Annotated in this window: 14 protein-coding genes; 3 read left to right on the top strand and 11 right to left on the bottom strand. The window is 71.6% G+C overall.

The features are described from left to right. Nucleotides 1–36 precede the first annotated feature (36 nt). On the top strand, nt 37–1650 hold the full coding sequence (locus tag ACP4IX_RS18515) for a cytochrome b (protein WP_426556130.1): 1614 nt from the start codon (nt 37–39) through the stop codon (nt 1648–1650). On the opposite strand, the gene ACP4IX_RS18520 is transcribed toward ACP4IX_RS18515, so the two are convergent. From ACP4IX_RS18520 to ACP4IX_RS18550, 7 genes are all read right to left on the bottom strand, one after another. Further along, the gene (locus ACP4IX_RS18520; protein ID WP_426521606.1) at nt 1578–2036 is read right to left on the bottom strand and encodes a cytochrome c oxidase subunit 4; all 459 of its coding nucleotides are present in this window, start codon (nt 2034–2036) and stop codon (nt 1578–1580) included. The genes ACP4IX_RS18515 and ACP4IX_RS18520 overlap by 73 nt on opposite strands. Beyond that, nucleotides 2033–3733, bottom strand: a complete 1701-nt coding sequence (gene ctaD, locus ACP4IX_RS18525) for a cytochrome c oxidase subunit I (protein ID WP_426521607.1) — start codon at nt 3731–3733, stop codon at nt 2033–2035. Before ctaD ends, ACP4IX_RS18520 begins: the two co-directional genes overlap by 4 nt. Before the next feature lie 265 nt (nt 3734–3998). Beyond that, nucleotides 3999–6797 (bottom strand): hypothetical protein, encoded by a 2799-nt coding sequence (locus ACP4IX_RS18530; RefSeq protein ID WP_426556131.1) that lies wholly within the window; start codon nt 6795–6797, stop codon nt 3999–4001. 778 nt (nt 6798–7575) lie between these two features. Beyond that, the gene (locus ACP4IX_RS18535; RefSeq protein WP_426521609.1) at nt 7576–7785 is read right to left on the bottom strand and encodes a hypothetical protein; all 210 of its coding nucleotides are present in this window, start codon (nt 7783–7785) and stop codon (nt 7576–7578) included. A 98-nt stretch (nt 7786–7883) separates the two neighbouring features. Continuing rightward, on the bottom strand, nt 7884–8900 hold the full coding sequence (locus ACP4IX_RS18540; RefSeq protein WP_426556132.1) for a TerC family protein: 1017 nt from the start codon (nt 8898–8900) through the stop codon (nt 7884–7886). 77 nt (nt 8901–8977) lie between these two features. Further along, complete coding sequence (locus ACP4IX_RS18545; RefSeq protein WP_426521611.1) at nt 8978–10024, bottom strand: SPFH domain-containing protein; 1047 nt, start codon at nt 10022–10024, stop codon at nt 8978–8980. A gap of 2 nt (nt 10025–10026) precedes the next feature. Continuing rightward, nucleotides 10027–10458: an NfeD family protein gene (locus tag ACP4IX_RS18550; protein ID WP_426521612.1), complete on the bottom strand. Its 432-nt coding sequence runs from the start codon at nt 10456–10458 to the stop codon at nt 10027–10029. 391 nt (nt 10459–10849) lie between these two features. Between ACP4IX_RS18550 and ACP4IX_RS18555 the strand changes: the two genes are divergently transcribed. Continuing rightward, nucleotides 10850–12472 (top strand): amidase family protein, encoded by a 1623-nt coding sequence (locus ACP4IX_RS18555; RefSeq protein WP_426556133.1) that lies wholly within the window; start codon nt 10850–10852, stop codon nt 12470–12472. A 69-nt stretch (nt 12473–12541) separates the two neighbouring features. Here the strand turns inward: ACP4IX_RS18555 and ACP4IX_RS18560 are convergent, their stop codons facing one another. Next, nucleotides 12542–13276 (bottom strand): lytic polysaccharide monooxygenase, encoded by a 735-nt coding sequence (locus tag ACP4IX_RS18560; protein ID WP_426556134.1) that lies wholly within the window; start codon nt 13274–13276, stop codon nt 12542–12544. Nucleotides 13277–13552: 276 nt separating this feature from the next. On the opposite strand from ACP4IX_RS18560, the gene ACP4IX_RS18565 reads away from it, so the two are divergent. Continuing rightward, nucleotides 13553–13990, top strand: a complete 438-nt coding sequence (locus tag ACP4IX_RS18565; RefSeq protein ID WP_426521615.1) for a DoxX family protein — start codon at nt 13553–13555, stop codon at nt 13988–13990. On the opposite strand, the gene ACP4IX_RS18570 is transcribed toward ACP4IX_RS18565, so the two are convergent. From ACP4IX_RS18570 to ACP4IX_RS18580, 3 genes are all read right to left on the bottom strand, one after another. Beyond that, entirely contained in the window at nt 13984–15015 is a 1032-nt protein-coding gene (locus ACP4IX_RS18570) for a LacI family DNA-binding transcriptional regulator (protein ID WP_426521747.1), read from the bottom strand. The genes ACP4IX_RS18565 and ACP4IX_RS18570 overlap by 7 nt on opposite strands. A 416-nt stretch (nt 15016–15431) precedes the next feature. Next, on the bottom strand, nt 15432–17273 hold the full coding sequence (locus ACP4IX_RS18575; RefSeq protein WP_426556135.1) for a glycoside hydrolase family 35 protein: 1842 nt from the start codon (nt 17271–17273) through the stop codon (nt 15432–15434). A 141-nt stretch (nt 17274–17414) separates the two neighbouring features. Then, nucleotides 17415–17909, bottom strand: coding sequence for an amidase family protein (locus tag ACP4IX_RS18580; protein ID WP_426556136.1), 495 nt, complete (start codon nt 17907–17909; stop codon nt 17415–17417). Nucleotides 17910–17913: the final 4 nt, after the last annotated feature.

Here is a 17913-nt window from a genome sequence, read left to right on the forward strand (position 1 = left end):
TAGTTTCCGGCACGGGCACCGGGGAACCCATGCGCCGTGCTGGCGAAGAGAGGAAGGGCCCGCGCGGGTGTGCGGGCCCGTCACGGGGCCGAACGCGCCGTCGACCGGGCCGACGGGCGGCTCCCGGTGTCGGAGGGCGGGCGGCTGCTGCGCAAGGCCTTCCCCGAACACTGGTCGTTCCTCCTGGGCGAGATCGCCCTCTACAGCTTCGTCGTACTGCTGCTCACCGGTGTCTGGCTGACGCTGTTCTTCGAACCGTCGATGACGGAGGTCGTCTACGACGGCTCCTACGAGCCGCTGCTCGGGGTGAGCATGTCGGAGGCGTACCGCTCGACGTTGGACATCAGTTTCGACGTGCGTGGCGGGCTGCTGATGCGGCAGCTGCACCACTGGGCGGCCCTGGTGTTCCTGTCGGCCATCGGAGTGCATCTGCTGCGGGTCTTCTTCACCGGGGCGTTCCGCCGGCCACGTGAGGTCAACTGGCTGATCGGCGTGACCCTCTTCCTGCTGGCCCTCGTCGAGGGGTTCGCCGGCTATTCGCTCCCCGACGATCTGCTGTCCGGGACGGGCCTGCGCATCGCGCAGGGCATCATGCTGTCCGTACCGGTGGTGGGCACGTACCTCAGCATGTTCGTGTTCGGCGGCGAGTATCCCGGTGAGGACGTGATCGGGCGGCTGTACCCGCTGCACATCCTTCTGGTCCCCGGGCTGCTGCTGGCACTGGTGACGCTCCATCTGATCCTGGTCTTCCACCTCAAGCACACCCAGTGGGCGGGGCCCGGCCGCACCCACCGCAACGCGGTGGGCAAGCCGATGTTCCCGCAGTTCGCGACGGGCTCCGCGGGCCTGTTCTTCATGGTCTTCGGCGTCCTGACGGTGCTCGCGGCGGTGGCGCAGATCAATCCGGTGTGGGCGTACGGCCCCTATCGGCCCGACCTCGTCTCCTTCGGCTCGCAACCGGACTGGTACGTCGGCTTCCTGGAGGGTTCGCTGCGGCTGATGCCGCCGTTCGAGACGGCGGTCGCCGGTCACACCGTCATGTGGAACGTCCTGGTGCCCGCCGTGGTGCTGCCGGGCGCCCTGTTCGCGGTGCTGTACGCGTACCCGTTCTTCGAGCGCTGGGTGACGGGCGACCACGAGGAGCACCATCTGTGCGACCGGCCCCGGGACAAGCCCGTGCGGACCGGACTGGGTGTCGCCGCGATCGGTTTCTACGCGGTCCTGCTCCTGGCCGGCGGCAACGACATCCTGGCCCACGTCTTCGATGTCTCGCTGAACCTGCTGACCTGGGTCTTCCGGGTCTTGCTGGTGCTGCTGCCGCCGATCGCTTTCGTGGTGACCAGGCGCGTCTGCCTGGCACTGCAGGAACGCGAGCGCGAGCGGCTGGCCGAGGGCCGGGAGACGGGGGAGCTGCGGCAGACCCTCGCGGGCGGCTATGCGGAGAGCCACGAGCCCCTCGACGCCGAGGAGCGGTACGTGCTGCGGTCGCGCAGGGAACCGGAGCCGCTCGCACCCGCGGCCGCCGACGGGGATGCTCCGCACGTGGGGAGAGTGCGCGCCACGCTCAGCGAGTGGTACTACGGGGACCGGGTCGACGTCGACGAGGCGGCGCCGGAGCCGGAGTCCTCCTCGGGCGAGGTGGGACGCTGAGCCTCCCGGCCGGCGTACTGGAGGACGAGGCCGAGGACGGCGAGGGCCAGCACGCCGACGCCGATCAGCGCGAGCCACAGGCCGTACACGATGCCGAGCGCGAGGACGACGGCGCCCAGTGCGACCGTGACGGGCCAGGGGCTGTGCGGCGGGAAGAAGTCCAGCGGGCCCGCGGTGTCCAGGACCTCGGCGTCACCGCGGTCCTGGGCCCGCAGCCCGCGCTTGCGGTACTGCACGCGCAGGAAGAACGCGACGAGCGAGCCCATCAGGAAGGCGACGGTCAGTGCGGCGGTGCCGGCGGGCTCCTCGGAGAACCAGCCGTAGCCGGCCGCGGTGACGGCGAAGAAGGCCGCCACGCCGGTGAACAGACGGGCTTCGGTCCTCACTGCCCGTTCCCCCGCTCTTTCCTCTGCTCGTGCCGCTGGTCGTGCCGGCCGATGTCGGGGTGGTGCAGGTCGAACGCCGGGGACTCGGAGCGGACCCGTGGCAGCGACGTGAAGTTATGCCGCGGGGGCGGACAGGTGGTGGCCCATTCCAGGGAGCGCCCGTAACCCCAGGGATCGTCGTGCTCCGCCTGCTCGCCGTACTGGCGGGTGCGCCACACGTTGTAGAGGAAGGGCAGCGTGGAGAGGCCGAGCAGCAGGGCACCGACGGAGCTGACCGTGTTCAGCAGGGTGAAGCCGTCCGCGGCCAGGTAGTCGGCGTAGCGGCGCGGCATGCCCTGCTCACCGAGCCAGTGCTGGACGAGGAAGGTGGTCTGGAAGCCGACGAAGAGCGTCCAGAAGTGGATCTTGCCGAGGCGTTCGTCGAGCAGCTTGCCGGTGAACTTCGGCCACCAGAAGTAGAAGCCGGCGAACATCGCGAAGACGACCGTGCCGAACAGCACGTAGTGCAGATGGGCGACGATGAAGTACGAGTCCGTCAGGTGGAAGTCCAGGGGCGGGGAGGCGATGAGGACGCCGCTCATGCCGCCGAGCAGGAACGTCACCAGGAATCCGGTCGACCACAGCATCGGTGTCTCGAAGGACAGCGAGCCGTACCTCATCGTGCCGATCCAGTTGAAGAACTTCACTCCCGTCGGCACCGCGATGAGGAACGACATCAGGGAGAAGAACGGCAGCAGCACCGCGCCGGTGGCGAACATGTGGTGGGCCCACACCACGGCGGACAGCATGGTGATCGCGATGGTGGCGCCGACGAGGCTGACGTAGCCGAAGATCGGTTTGCGGCTGAACACCGGGATGATCTCGGAGACGATGCCGAAGAACGGCAGCGCGACGATGTACACCTCGGGGTGGCCGAAGAACCAGAACAGGTGCTGCCACAGCAGCGCCCCGCCGTTCGCCGCGTCGAAGATGTGCGCGCCGAACTTCCGGTCGGCCTCCAGCGCGAGCAGTGCGGCGGTGAGCACGGGAAAGGCGGGCAGCACCAGGATCGACGTGAACAGCACGTTCCAGGTGAAGATCGGCATCCGGAACATGGTCATGCCGGGGGCGCGCAGGCACAGGATGGTGGTGATGAAGTTGACCGCGCCGAGTGTGGTGGACACACCGGTCACCACCAGGCCCATGGTCCACAGGTCTCCGCCCGTGCCGGGGCTGAACACCGCGCTGTTCAGCGGCGCGTAGGCGAACCAGCCGAAGGCCGCCGCTCCCTGGGGTGTCAGGAACCCGGCCACCACCATCAGGCCGCCGAACAGGTACAGCCAGTACGAGAGCGCGTTGAGCCGGGGGAACGCCACGTCCGGGGCGCCGATCTGCAACGGCATGACCGCGTTGGCGAACCCCGCGAACAGGGGGGTCGCGAACAGCAGCATCATGATGGTGCCGTGGACGGTGAAGAGCTGGTTGTACTGGTGACCGGTGACCAGCTGGAGCCCCGGGCGGGCGAGTTCACCGCGCATCAGCAGGGCCAGGACACCGCCGAAGAGGAAGAAGCCGAAGGACGTCGCCATGTAGAGGTTGCCGATCACCTTGTGATCGGTCGTCGTCGCCCACCGGGCCAGGGCCCGCCCGAGCGTGCGGTTCGTCCGCTGCCGCGCCGGTGCCCGGCGCGGCGGCTCCGTCCTCCTGTCCACCGCCATGCGGCGGAGGGTACCCACGCGCCGCGCGCCCAGGCGTCCGGCCACGCCGCGGCCGGCGACGGGCGTCAGGCGTCCGGCCCCTCCCCCGTACGGAAGCCGTCCTCGGCGCGCCCGGGTCGGCCGGTGGCGAGCGGTTCCGCACCCGTTCCGACCGCGTGCCCCCGTGCGGTGCGGACGTCGGGACGCCCCGCCGGGTGGCCCGTCCGATCACGGGCCCGGGCCGGGCGGCGCCGGGTCCGGGCCCGCGTGCGGGGTGAGGTGCGGGCTACGAGGCGTCGAGCACGGCGCCGGTCAGTACCGGGCCCTGCGGCTCGCCCTCTTCGTCCAGGCTCTGGAAGCCGATGTACTCCGTGGGCTCCGTGACCTCGTCGCCGATCGTGGGCACCGTCACCTCGGCGCCCGTCTCACCGGGCGGGACCGAGGCCCACAGCGAGAAGTACTCCAGCCGGGACAGCGGGACCTCTCCGTCGGGGACGTCCCAGGCGTTCGTCAGCAGCCAGTCGCGGTCGACGTCCTCGGTGGACAGTTCGGGACGGGCGTCGTCCGGCACCGCCGTCAGCGTCGTGCCCAGATCCACGTCGGCGGGCTCGGACAGCGAGACCCGCCAGCGCAGCGGCTGCCCCTCGGTCACCGTGCCGGCGACCGGCGTCACACTGACCTCCGGCATCGGGTCGTCGTTCTCGACCGTGACGCCGCCGGCGTACGAGCCGACGACCGCGCCCCGTACCGCCTTCACCAGCACGTCGTGGGTGGTGTCCCAGGCGTACCGTTCGTTGCCCTCCACCCGCACGGTCACGTCGATGCCGGGGCTGCCGGGGCGGACGGTGACCAGGCGGTCCTCGGCGGATCCGGTGGCCGGGTCCACGACGTACATCCTGACCGTGCCGCCGCCCTTACCGGAGACGCGCACCGGCACCTGGTAGGTACGCACGCCCGAGTCGCCCTCCTCGACCTTGGTCCGGCCGATGTCGACACGGGCCAGCGGGGCCGGCCCTGCCTGGGGCGTGCCCGGCTGCCACGCGTAGGCGTCCATCAGCCATGCCCGGCCCGAGTGGGAACGCGGCGTCAGTTCCAGTGCGGTGACGCGGCGCAGGTCGACTCCGGCGCGGCCGGCGGCGGCGAGTGGTACGCGCAGTTCCTGCGCCCAGTAGGAGGCGGTGCGTGCGCTGCCGGGCAGTCCGTCGGCGCGGACCTGGCCGAGGGTGGCACGCCTGCCTTCGGTGTCGGTGACGGAGACGTCGAGCCGGGTGCCGGTGCTGCCCGGCGGCACGATGACGCGCAGGGCCAGGCTCTTCGCGCCCTTCAGGGAGACGGGGGCGCCGGGCCGGATGCGGGTCGCGGTGCCCGGTGCGGACCAGTCCAGGGCGATCGCGCCGCGGCCGGCCTCGCGTTCCGGCTGCCAGTGTGCGAAGTGCGGTGAGGAGCCGCGCGCGTCGTCGCCGAGGCAGGCGGCGGCCGGGTCGGGGTCGATCGCGGCGCACAGGCGTCCGCCGGTCACCTTCACCCCGCCGTCCGGCAGGAATCCGGCGCCGCGGCCGGCGCCCACCGCGTGCGTCAGCACCCGTGCGGGGTCGGCCGAGAGGGCGCGGCGGCCGGTGCCGTCGATCAGCTCGCGCACCCGGTCGTCACCGGCGACGAACAGCCGTGCGGCGGCGGCGATGTAGGTCGCGCCGGCCCGGTGCTGCTGCTCGGCGGTGAGCCGGGTGGGGCTGCCCACGGAACAGACCGGATCGGGGTCCTCGGGGTCGTCCCAGAAGTCGTCGCTCGCGGGTGCCTGGGCCTGGCCGGGCGTCCACTCGCTGTTGAAGTAGTTGTGGTTGGCGCCGGTGATGTGGACGGCGCTGTGCAGCGCCCGGCCCCGGCTCACGCCGCGGGTGCCGTCGACGTAGAGCTGCCCCTGGAGGTCGGAGACGTCGCCGTCGCAGCCCGGCAGGATCGTCAGTGACGGCACGTCGGGTACCGGGTTCTGGCCGAAGGCGGTGGGGCCGATGAGTACGGTGCCGCGGATGTTCCAGCGGGCCCGTGCCGGGTGGCCGTCCTGGCTCGCGGGCGGCGGGTAGAGGCTGTCCATGGCGGCCCGGTCGACGCCTTCGCCGCCGCGTGAGTGGCCGACGAGCAGGACGCGGGACAGGTCGGCCTTCGGTCCCCGGCGTACGGACGTCGGCGCGGTGCCGGGCTTGGCCGCCCAGTCCGCCCAGCGTGCCAGGTGCGAGCGCACCAGCGAGGAGCGGGCCTGTGCGCCGCCGTCCTCGACGTCTCCGTCCTGACCGTTGATGCCGTTGGCCGAGATCGAGACGGTCACGTAGCCCTGGGAGGCCAGCAGCTTCTGGTCCTCCAGGTAGCCGCGGTGGCTGGGGATGGGCCGGGCGCCGTCGGCGCAGGGCCAGTCGATCGTGACGGCCTCGTCGCCCTCCCCGGGGACGTAGCAGGTGGCGTGGCGGCCGTGCAGGAAGAGGGCGAGCGGGCGCTTGCCGGTCGCCCCCTTCGGCGCGACGACCAGGCCCTCCATCTCGACCGGGGCCGGGAGGCCGGGCAGTCGGACCGGGTCGAGGGTGTACTCACCGGTGGTCGTGGCGAACCGGCCGGATCTGCCCGGGTCGACGGTGCCGGCGGGGAGCCGGGGAGGGAGTTTCGCCGGCGGCGCGTCGGTGGGGCGGCGTTCGCGGGCGGCGGCACCGGGTTCCTCGTCCAGCCGGCGGCCGGCGGCCACGACGTGCAGGTCCGTCAGTCCGTTCAGGGCAGCCGGTGCCGTGTCGTCCAGGGCCAGGCGGAAGGTCCTGCCGTCCTTGTCCGGTTCCGGTACGCCGAGCAGGCGGCCGTCCGTGCGGAACTCCACCCGTGCGTCGCCGGGCGGGACGGCCCTCGGGGAGCGCCACTCCAGGGACCTCCCCTCGTCGGTGCCGGTGATCCGCCAGCCGGGCGGCAGGTCGGCGTTGCCCAGCGGTGCCGCCTGGACGGAAGGGGCACCGGACGGTTGCGGCCGGGCCTGGGCCGCGGCGGGCGCCACTCCCACCACCGTCAGCACCGCTAACGCGGCGGCCCATGTCTTTCGAGCGCGTATCAAGAATCCGCTCCTCAGTACCTCGGGTCGGGGCTCCGCCCGTGCGGACGCCCCCCGTTGGAGGAGGTGAGGAAGATCCTTGGGGTTGCCTGTGGGACGTCATCCGCCGCCCGTGCCGCCGATCCCGTCGGCACTGCCCGTCCCGTCGGCCGCACGGGGCCGGCCCGTCGGGGCGGTCGTCGCCGGACCGGCCCGCCGGCCGGCCGCCGGGCCGGTCCACCGCCACCTGCGCGCGCCCCAGCGCCGGGTCCTGGCGCGACCGGGCGACGGCGACCGTGCAGACCAACCGGGCGACGGCCCTGTCACTGAGGCTTCCGGCGCTCCGCGGCAGCCGCACGACTCCGGCGGGGCCACCGATGCCGCAGGGGCCTCCTCGCCGTCGGAGCGACCCGCCTCACGCGACGTCGTCGGGACGGAAGAGGTCAGGGAGGAAGAGCCCGAGGCCGAGACCGAGGCCGGGGCGGGAAGGACGAGGAGACGGAGCAGGGCCCGGACCCCGGCCCGGTTCCGTCGTCGGGGCCCGGGACGTTCGTCACCGCGAGCGGCGGCGGCGACCGGGTCGGCTGGGGACCGCTCACGGGAGCGAGCGGTGCCGGGGTGGCGCGGGACGTCGCGCGACACCGTGCCGTGCCGGCGAGGTGCCCGGCGCGGCACGGTGCCGCGTACGGCGACGGCCGGCGGGGCGGGCCGGCCCGTCGCCGGTGGGAGGTCGTGGCGGCGGCCGGTGGGAGGTCGTGGCGGCGCCCGCGTCTTGCACCCGAACCGGGGTCAGCGGTGTCGGTCAGGTGCGGGCGTCGCAGTCCGGGTTCCGGCAGGTGCCCGGGTACCAGACCGGAACGTAGATCCCGAGCGTCTTGTGCCGTTTGACCTCCGCGGGGACGTGGTGGCCGCAGGACGGGCAGACGTGCCCGCGCTGCACCTCGCTCTGCCGCGTGGTGGTCCGCCGCGTTTCGGTCTGCGTCGTTCTGGTCTGCTGCGTGTGACTGCTCATGGTTCTCACGTCCACGCCGGGAAGGGTTTTCGGGACAGGTTTTGCTCCCACTTTACGTTCATATGTCCGCCAGGAACAATCGATGCCGAGTCCGCCTTTCACCGGGAGTCCTGCTGCCGTCCTCGGGGTGGCGTGAGGGCCTCCTCCTCCTCGGGACTGCCCGCATCCCCGCCCGTCGTCGCGTCGGGAGCACGCCGGAGGCTCAGGATCACCGATGCCGCCAGTACCACGACTATGACCGCCAGGCTCACCAGGGACGGGATCTCCGGCACGGACGGGCTGACCATCTTGTGCGTCGCCTGGAGGATGAGCTTGACGCCGATGAACCCGAGGATGATCGCCAGGCCCTTGCTCAGGTAGTGGAAGCGGTCCAGCAGTCCGGAGAGCATGAAGTACAGGGCCCGCAGCCCGAGGATGGCGAACGCGTTGCTGGTGTAGACGATGAAGGTGTCATCACTGACGGCGAGCACGGCCGGCACGCTGTCCACGGCGAAGATGAGGTCGGCCGCCTCGATGGCGGCGACGACGGCGAGCAGCGGCGTCGCCACACGCTTACCCGCCTCCTTCACGAAGAACTTCGGTCCCGCGTAGGTGTCACGCACCGGAACCACTTTGCGCAGGAGCCGGACGGCGAAGCTCCGGCCGGGGTCGAAGCTCTCCTCCTCTCCCTTGAGGATCTTGTAGACGCTGTAGAAGAGGATGGCCGCGAAGACGAACAGGACAGCGGTGAACCGGCTGACCACGGCAACGCCGGCGGCGAGGAAGACGCCCCGGAACACCAGGGCGCCGATGACGCCGAAGAAGAGGACCCGGTGCTGGTAGGCGCGGGGCACCTTGAAGTAGGCGAAGATCAGGGCGAAGACGAAGAGGTTGTCGACCGAGAGGCTCTTCTCCAGCAGCCACGCGGTGGTGTACTCCGTGCCCGCCGTCCCCCCGAGGACGAGGAAGACGACCGCTCCGAAGACGAGGGCGAGCCCCACCCACAGCCCGCTCCAGGCTGCCGCTTCCTTGAATCCGATGACATGAGCACTGCGGTGGGCCAGCAGGTCGACGACGAGCGACACGACCACGGTCGCGACGAAGGCTATCCAGAGCCAGTACGGCACATCGAACATGCGGGCCTCGCAATGATCCGCCGGCAGAACACCCGTGTCTTCGAGTGTGCCCTACCCGACGACGGACGGCTCGGTCCTCACCGGTCGTCGGTCACCGGGCGGGGGCGCAGCGCCTCGGCCGTCACGCCGTTGGCCCTGGCCGCGTCGGCGAGGGCCTGGGCGGCGGCCTCCGCGGCCTGCGCCGTGTCGTTGGCGGCCTGGGCGACGCCCTCGTCGGAGGGCTTCTCCCGGGTGGCGGGTGACTGCGGGAGCGCCTCGGTGAAGGCGCGGGACACCCCCTGCAGCGCGGAGGTGACCTCGCTGGGGATGACCCAGAAGGTACTGCCCGAACCCTGTGCGAGCTGAGGCAGCACCTGGAGGTACTGGTAGGCGAGGAGCTTGGGGTCGGGGTCGTTGCGGTGCACGGCCTGGAAGACCTCGTCGATGGCCCGGGACTGCCCCTCGGCCTTGAGGATCTCGGCGGTTCGGTTGCCCTCCGCGCGCAGGACCGCGGCCTGCTTGTCGCCCTCGGCGGTGAGGATCTGCGACTGACGCTGCCCTTCCGCGCCCAGGATCGCGGCCCGCTTGTCCCGCTCGGCCCGCATCTGCTTCTGCATCGCGTCCTTGATGGACTGCGGCGGGTCGATGGCCTTGATCTCCACCCGGTTCACTCGCAGCCCCCACTTGCCGGTGGCCTCGTCGAGCACACCGCGGAGCTGGCTGTTGATGGTGTCGCGCGAGGTGAGGGTCTTCTCCAGATCCATGGACCCGACGACATTGCGCAACGTGGTGACGGTGAGCTGCTCGACCGCCTGGAGGAAGTTCGCGATCTCGTAGAAGGCCGCACGCGGATCGGTGACCTGGAAATACAGCACGGTGTCGATCTCGACCACCAGGTTGTCCTCGGTGATGACCGGTTGCGGTTTGAAGGAGACGACCTGTTCCCGCAGATCGATCATCGGGTAGACGCGGTCGATGTACGGGATGACGAGGTTGAGGCCGGGTTTCAGTGTGCGAAGGTAGCGGCCGAGCCGTTCGACATTGCGGGCGCGGGCCTGGGGCACGATGCGCACCGCCCGTACCACGGTGAAAACCGCGAGAAGCGCGACGATCACACCGGCGACGAGAAACGCCGAGGCTTCCATGGTCACTCCCGGGGGTAGACGAGGGCGGTGGATCCGCTGATCTCCATGACGTCGACGGTTTTTCCGCGAGGAATCACCAGCGTCTCGTCGTAGGAACGGGCCGTCCATTCCTCACCGCCGATACGGACCCGGCCCTCCATGCCCGTCACCTCGGAGACGACGTAGGCGGCCTGGCCGACCAGGGCGTCCACACCGAACCGCTCCCTTTGCGGCTGGAGGACGTGGCGCAGCGCGACGGGGCGCACGAAGAGAACGGTGACCGTGGCGACGACGGTGAAAACGAGGAACTGGAAAGGCGGTGAGAGTCCGGCCGCCGCGGTTCCCGCGGTGATCAGCGCGGCCGCACCCAGCATTCCGAGCGCGGCGGTGAGGGTGAAGATCTCCGCCACGATCAGAACCGCCGCGACGATCAACCAGATCAGCCATGGATCCATGACGACCCCCTCCTGGACGGTGCGGGCGCGTGCATTGGCTGGACGTTTACCTCTATTTTTACCTGCTTACAGGAAAACAGAACCCGTTCGGAACGGTGTTGCTTCCACGGGTCCGTCCGGAGTACGGGAGGTGGCCGCCCGAGCGGGCGTGGCCGCCGGTCCGCCCTCGCGCTGTTTCGGCAGCAAGGCGGGGCCACTGCCCGGCGTCGCCGACGGCCGGCGGGAACGACCTGCGCGGCAGCGACCTGTCCTCGCTGGACCCACTGACCGTTCAGCTCGGTCGCGGCACCGTCAGCCCCGAGCAGGCCGCCACCCTGGTCACCGCCATGGGGTCAACGTGGTATGAGACGGCCCCTTGTGCCGCGTGGTGCCGTGGAGTGGGCTGTGCCCCATGAAGAAGCGAAATCTCGCGGCGGTGACCGCTGCCCTGGTCCTCGGCCCTCTTGTGGCGGCGGGTGCGCCGGGGCAGCGTGCGGAAGCCTCCGGATCGGATGCCGTCGGTTCGTCGCCGCCCGTCGACACTCCGCTGGTCCGCGGAGTGGACCTCGACACGGTGACGATCCCGGAGTTGCAGGCGCGCATGAAGCGCGGGTCGCTGACCTCGTCCGCGTTGACCCGGGCGTATCTGCGGCGGATCAAGGCCGTCGACCCGCGGATCAACGCGGTGCTGCGCACCAGCCCGACGGCCCTGCGACAGGCCGCTGCCAGCGATGTCAGGCATCGTCGCGGCACGGTCCGTGGCCCGTTGGACGGCATCCCCGTCCTGATCAAGGACAACGTGAACACCCACGACATGCCGACGACCGCCGGGTCGCTGGCGCTGGCCGGTGACCCGCCGGACAAGGACGCGGCCCTGGTCGAAAGGCTGCGGGCGGCGGGCGCGGTGATCCTCGGCAAGGCCAACATGTCCGAATGGGCCAACTTCCGCGCGGCGAGACCGACGTCGGGGTGGTCGGCGGTGGGCGGACAGACGAACAACCCGTACGTCCTGGACCGGAACCCCTGCGGATCGTCCTCCGGTTCGGCCGCCGCGCTCGCCGCGTCACTGGCCCAGGTGGCGATCGGCACCGAGACGGACGGCTCCATCGTGTGCCCGGCCGGGATGAACGGGGTGGTCGGCCACAAACCCAGCCTCGGGCTGGTCAGCCAGTCGGGCGTCGTGCCGATCTCCGCCGAGCAGGACACGGCCGGCCCCATGGCGCGCAACGTGGTCGACACGGCTCTCACCCTCTCGGTGCTCAGCGGCCGTGACACCGTGCGCGCCGGCAGCGCCCTCCGCCTCGCGGAGGCGGGCACGCGTCCCGGCGGTCTGCGCGGCAAGCGCATCGGCCTGTGGCGGCTTCCCTCGCTCGGCACGGAGGTGGACGCCCTCATGACCCGCACTGCGGCACGACTGCGCGCCTCGGGTGCCCGGGTCGTCGAGGTGTCCCCGCCGTACCAGGATCGCCTCGCCGCACTCGAGTTCCCGGCGCTGCTGAGCGAGTTCCACCGGGACATCGACGCCTACCTCGCCACCCGCGGCGGGCCCCGGAACCTCGCCGAGCTGATCGAGTTCAACCGCGCCCACCCCGCCGAGCAGGCCTGCTTCGCCGGCCAGGAACTGTTCGAGCAGGCGCTGACCGCCCCTTCCACGGCCGACCCCGCATACCGGGCGATGCGCGCCGAGTTGACGGATCTCTCCCGGCGGTCCATCGACGAGACCATGGCCGCGCACGACCTGGACGCCATCGCCTCCCCGGCGAATCCGCCCGCGTGGACGACCGACTGCGCGCGGGGCGACAACGACGTGATTCCGTCCTCCACCCCGGCGGCCGTCGCCGGGTACCCGTCGTTGTCCGTGCCCGCCGGGTTCGTGGGCGAGCTGCCGGTCGGCCTGCTCCTGATGGCCGGTGACCACCAGGACGCCGAACTGCTGTCCCTGGGGGCCGCGGTCGAGCACCGGCTGGACGCCTGGCGAGCGCCCCGGTACCTGCCTACGTCGCCGTCCGGCGCGGCCGGTTCGAGCGGTCGCTGACCGAACCGGCCGCGGGCCTTCGGCCGGGCCGGCACGCGCTCCGCCGAACGCGCGCCGACCCGGCGTCGGTCATCCGGCCGCGCAGGCGCCGAGGTCTTCCCAGACGCCCCACTCACCGGTGCTGCCGGGCTCCTCGCCCGTCACCCACCACTTGGCGCGCCAGTTGTGCCCGTCGAAGGAGACGGTGTCGCCGCCGTTGTAGACGGTCCCGGCGTTCCACGCCGCCGCGGCGCAGTCGCCCGGTTCACCGCCGCCGTCACCTCCGCCGTCACCTCCGCCGTCGCCTCCGCCACCGATGTTGACGTCGATGCAGGAGTAGAAGGCGTTGCCGGTGTCCGCCACGTTCCAGACGGCGAGCACCTTCTGACGGCCGGTGAGGCCGCCGAAGTCCACCTGGTGACTGACGTCAGGGGCGGGCTGGGCGCCGTGGCCGTCGAACTCGGCGATCTTCTGGTTCCCGATGAAGTACTGCCAGGTGTCGGTGGCGTGGCGTGCCGTGTGGTGCCAGGTGAAGGTGTGCGTCGCGCCGACCGGTGTGACCCGCCAGCCCAGGCTGTCGTCGTCGAGTTCGGCGAACTGGCTGTTGCCGCCGCTGCAGCTGTTCAGGCCCTTCGGCCCCTCGACGCTCTGCGGCTCGTACTTGATCTGGCCGCAGTCGACGACGCCCGCGGCGCACTGGTCCTGCCGGCTTCCGGGCGAGGTCACCCAGCCGTGGGCGTTCGCCGTGCTCGCCGGCAGGCTGACGGCGAGCAGGGGGGCGACCAACGCTCCGACCGCGAGAGCCGCCCGTCTCTTCGTGTTCATGCCATGCCCTTTCTTCCGTTGCGTCCATGCCGCCGCCCGCCCCGCGGGGCTTGCCGTCACCGGCGCGGGAAGCGCCGGCGACCGAGGACGGAGGCCGATAAAGGTCTAGACCTAACAGCACTAGGTCTAGACCATAGCCGTGGACGGGATTCGGTCAAGGGCTTGGGCAAAAGTGAACCGCCGAGCACCGACGCCGGCTTCGGACCGGAGGCCGATCCGACGTCCCCCCTTCGGCGGCCGGCCCCCGAGGTCGCCCACGAGAGAGGAGCACCACCGATGGAAGCGCTGGAGAAAAGCCGTGAGTACGTGATCGGACTCTTCCGCATGGTCATAGGACTGCTGTTCGCCTGTCACGGAGCCGCGACCCTGTTCGACGTACTGGGCGGTCCGCGCGGAGCCGGGCCAGGGGTCGCCGAGTGGCCCGGCTGGTGGGCCGCGGCCATCCAACTGCTCGGCGGCGCCCTGGTCCTGTGCGGTCTCGGTACCCGGGCCGCCGCCGTCGTGTGCTCCGGTTCCATGGCGTACGCCTACTTCACCGAGCACCAGGCCGCCGCGCTCTTCCCTCTCGAGAACGGCGGTGAACCGGCGGCCATGTTCTGCTGGTCCTTCCTTCTCATTGCCGCCATCGGCCCGGGCCGCTGGACACTCACCTCCCTTCTCCGCCTCCTGCGACGGTCCGACGCCCGGCGGATCGGGACGCCGTCACTTCACTGAGAGGGGGCGCTCCCCGACGTGCTCTCCCGGCTGGAGCCGGCCGGTCCGACCGGCGCCGTGCTGGCACGGACGATCAGCGCGGGTTCGACGGACGCGGGTTCCGGCGTCGCGCCCGAGTCCGTGATGTGCCGCAGCAGGTGGGCGACCGCGAGGCTCCCCATCTCGGTGAAGGGCTGGGCCACCGTGGTCAGCGAGGGCGAGCAGTACTCGGCCAGCGCGATGTCGTCCACACCGACCACGGAGATGTCCTGCGGCACCCTCCGGCCGAGTTCGTGCAGGGCGCGGATCACTCCGAAGGCCATCTCGTCACTCGCCACGAACACCGCGGTGACGTCGGGGATCCTGCCCAGGACCAGCCCGTTGCGATACCCGGAGGCCGGTGTCCAATCGCCCTCCAGCACCGGCGGCACGGACCGTCCTGCCGCCTGGAGGGTGTCGCGCCAGCCGACGCGGCGGCCGACGGCGTCGAGCCACTCCCGGGGGCCCGCGACGTGCCAGACGGTCTCGTGGCCGAGTTCGATCAGGTGACGGGTCGCCAGACGTGCCACCAGGGCCTGGTCGACGGCGACGACCTCGGTGGCGGCGGTCCTCGATCCGTCGACGGTGACGGTCGGCACCGAGCGGGTGAGCTGCTCGACCCGCGGGCTCACATGGACCAGCGGCACCGCGAGGACGACTCCCTCGACGCCCTGCTCCGCCAGCCGGGACAGCGCCTCCTCGATCGCCGCGGTGTCCAGCGACGCGGTGGTCGCGGTGCTGACCGCGTACCCGGCCCGGCGCGCCGCGGACTCGATGCCGAACGTCAGGTTCGTGCGCGAGTGGACGTTGGTCTGCAGCGTCACGACCCCGATCGTCCGGCTGCGCCCCGACGACAGCACGCGCGCCGCGTTGTTCTTGCGGTAGCCGAGCTGTTCGACGGCGGCCAGCACCCTGGCGCGGGTCCCCTGCTGGACGTTGGGGTGGCCGGCCAGGGTCCGGGACACCGTCTGGGCGGAGACCCCGGCGAGCCGGGCGACGTCGGCCATGCCGGGTTGCCGTGCGACGCCGTCGTCGGCCGTGCGCCTGCTCACGGGCCTCTTGCCGGCACCCGGTGTTTCCGATGACATCGCTCGCCTCTCCCGAGACGACACGGACCCGGCCACGTCGTCGCAGATGGTGGTCCCGCTCGGCAGTGTAGCCACGTAGACGCCCTTGGCATCGATAACCACCTCTGCCATGGTTCCCGTCGGCGCGGAGATCCGTGCCGCACGATTCTGCGCGGCGAGCCGTAGTGAGCCGTAGCCGACGCCGAGTAGGCCGAAGGGCAACAGGAGGGCAGCGATGACATCGCGACCCGGCCCGCCCGGTGGCGGCCCCCGTCCGTGGCGGGGCATGCCGGTGGACCGGCCGACGGGCTGCCCCACGGGCGAACGCCCCGCCGACGCGCGCGGGTGCGAGGAGGTCAGTCGAACGTCTCGACGTACTCCTCGGCCGGTCCGAGGTCGGGCCGGTCGTGCAGGGTGATCCGGTCGCCGAGCCGTTCGAGTTCCAACACGGTCAGGGTGTTGTCTCCGGGGTGCAGCAGCGGGCCGGGCAGATAGAGCGTGGTCTGCGGTCCGATCTCCCAGTAGCGGCCCAGCAGGGTGTCGTTGACCCAGAGGAAGCCCTTGCCGAATCCGGGCAGGGCGACGAAGGTGTCCGCCGGCTCGTCCACGGACAGCGTGGCCGCGGTGAAGCCGGCCCGGCCGTCCGGCGGGGCCGCCGCCGCGGCGCGGGCCGTGTCCTGCCGCGTCCACTCGTCGAGCGGCAGCGGGCGGATCGTCCAGCCGTGCACCAGCCGGCGTTCCACCCGCACCCCGCCGAGGATGCCCTTGCCCTGGCCGAGCAGCGGGCCGTAGTTGATCCGCCCCTGGTTCTCCACCAGCAGCGCCAGCCGGACGCGTGCTCCGGTGCCGGAAACGGTGAACGAGGCGCTCTCGCGGTCCAGTACGGCCACCGGGGTGTCGTCGACGAACACCTGGGCGCGGTCGTGCAGACCCGTGACGGTCAGTCGGTGGTTCCCCGGTGGCAGCAGCGGCTCGGCCTCGTAGAGCACCAGGCCGGAGGCCAGGGAGAGTTCCTCGAAGCTCAGTGGCAGGGGCGCGTGCACCGGGTCGGCTGCCGCGCGCAGTCCGTCCAGCAGGGCCGCGTGCCGGATGACCGGAAGCTCACGGGGTGCCAGCAGCGGCGGATCGGCGGGCAGCGGGCGCTCGGCTCGTTCGGCTCCGGTGCCGTCGAGCGCGGTCAGTTTCTCCCTCAGGGCGAAGAACTTCGCCGTCAGGGCGCCGCTCTCGGCGATGGGGGCGTCCGAGTCGTAGCTGGTGACGGTCGGCTGGATCGTGTCGCCGTCGTGGTTGGCGCCCGCCCACAGGCCGAAGTTGGTGCCGCCGTGCGCCATGTAGAGGCTGACGGAGCCGCCCTCGTCGAGGATGTCACCGACGGTCTCGGCCGCGCTGTCCGCCGTACGGACGTGGTGCTTCTCGCCCCAGTGGTCGAACCAGCCGTTCCAGAACTCGGCGCAGAAGAACGGCTCCCCGGGCCGGCGCGAGCGCAGCAGCGCCGCTGCCCGGTCGGGACGTGAACCGAAGGTCGCCGTCGCCAGGTGGCCGGGCAGCGCACCGCCGTCCTGCATCAGCGGGGTCGGTCCGTCGGCCGTGTAGAGCAGTTCGGTGACCCCCCGCTCGACGAGGGCGTCCCGCACCCGGCGGACATAGGCCTGGTCGTCGCCGTAACTGCCGTACTCGTTCTCGACCTGCACGGCCACGACCGGTCCGCCCCGGCCGGCCTGGAGCTCCGCGACGCGCGGGATCAGCTCGTCGAACCAGCGGTCGACCGCTGCCAGGAAGGGGCCGTGGGAGGTGCGCAGCCGCATGCCTGGCGTGCCGGTCAGCCACGCGGGCAACCCGCCGTTGTCCCACTCGGCGCAGATGTAGGGGCCGGGCCGCACGATGACGTCCAGCCCCTCCTCCTGGGCGAGCCGGGCGAAGCGGGCCAGGTCGCGCGGGCCGTCGAAGCGGATGTCGCCCTCGGCGCGTTCGTGATAGTTCCACGGGACGTAGGTGTCCACCGTGTTCAGGCCGAGGGCGGCCAGCCGTCGGAGCCGGTCGGCCCACTGCTCGGGACGGACCCGGAAGTAGTGCAGCGAGCCCGCCAGGACGCGGTGCGGGCGCCCGTCCCGCAGGAGGACGCCGTCGCCGTACGTCAGGGTGGCGGGAAGGGACGTGCTCACGTGACGGCTCCAGCGGTCGGGAGGGGGCGAGGACATACGAGGGCGCCGGCGGTCGGAAGGTGGAACTATGGCAGAGAATGTTATCGATGCCAATGCATTTGGTTTCCGCTCGTCAGCGGCTCCTGCCTCGCTGCTCCCTCCTCCTCGTGAGCGCGATGCCATCAGCTCCTCAGCTCATCAGCTCCTCCAAGGCGCCGCCTCCTCCAGCTGTGCCGCCAGGGCCAGCAGGACTCCCTCCCCGCCCAGGCACGCGGCGAACTGGACGCCGAGCGGCAGGCCGTTCGCACGGTCATGGCCGAAGGGGACGGACATCGCCGGCATCCCCGTGACGTTGTGGACGCTGGTGAAGGCGGCGTAGACGGGGGCGTGCCGGTAGACCGACTCCGGGTCGGCCGTGTCGAGGGTGCCGAGGGGCGGGACCGGCTGCGCGAGGGTCGGGCCGAGCAGCACGTCGAACTCGTGGAAGGCGGCGCCCACCTCCCAGCCGATCTCCTGGGCTCTGCGCAGCGCCCGGCTGACATCGGCGGCGGGAAGGGCCCGGTAGTACTCGTACAGGACGCGGGTGAACGGCTCGACGTCGTCGTCGGCCAGGGGCCTGCCGAGGCGGGCGAGCCGGGCGTCGAGTCGGGCGACGAGGTCGGCGCCCATCAGGACGCCCGAGGTACGGGCCACGTCG

The sequence above is a fragment of the Streptomyces sp. WG5 genome, from assembly GCF_049974565.1.
GTDB lineage: Bacteria > Actinomycetota > Actinomycetes > Streptomycetales > Streptomycetaceae > Streptomyces.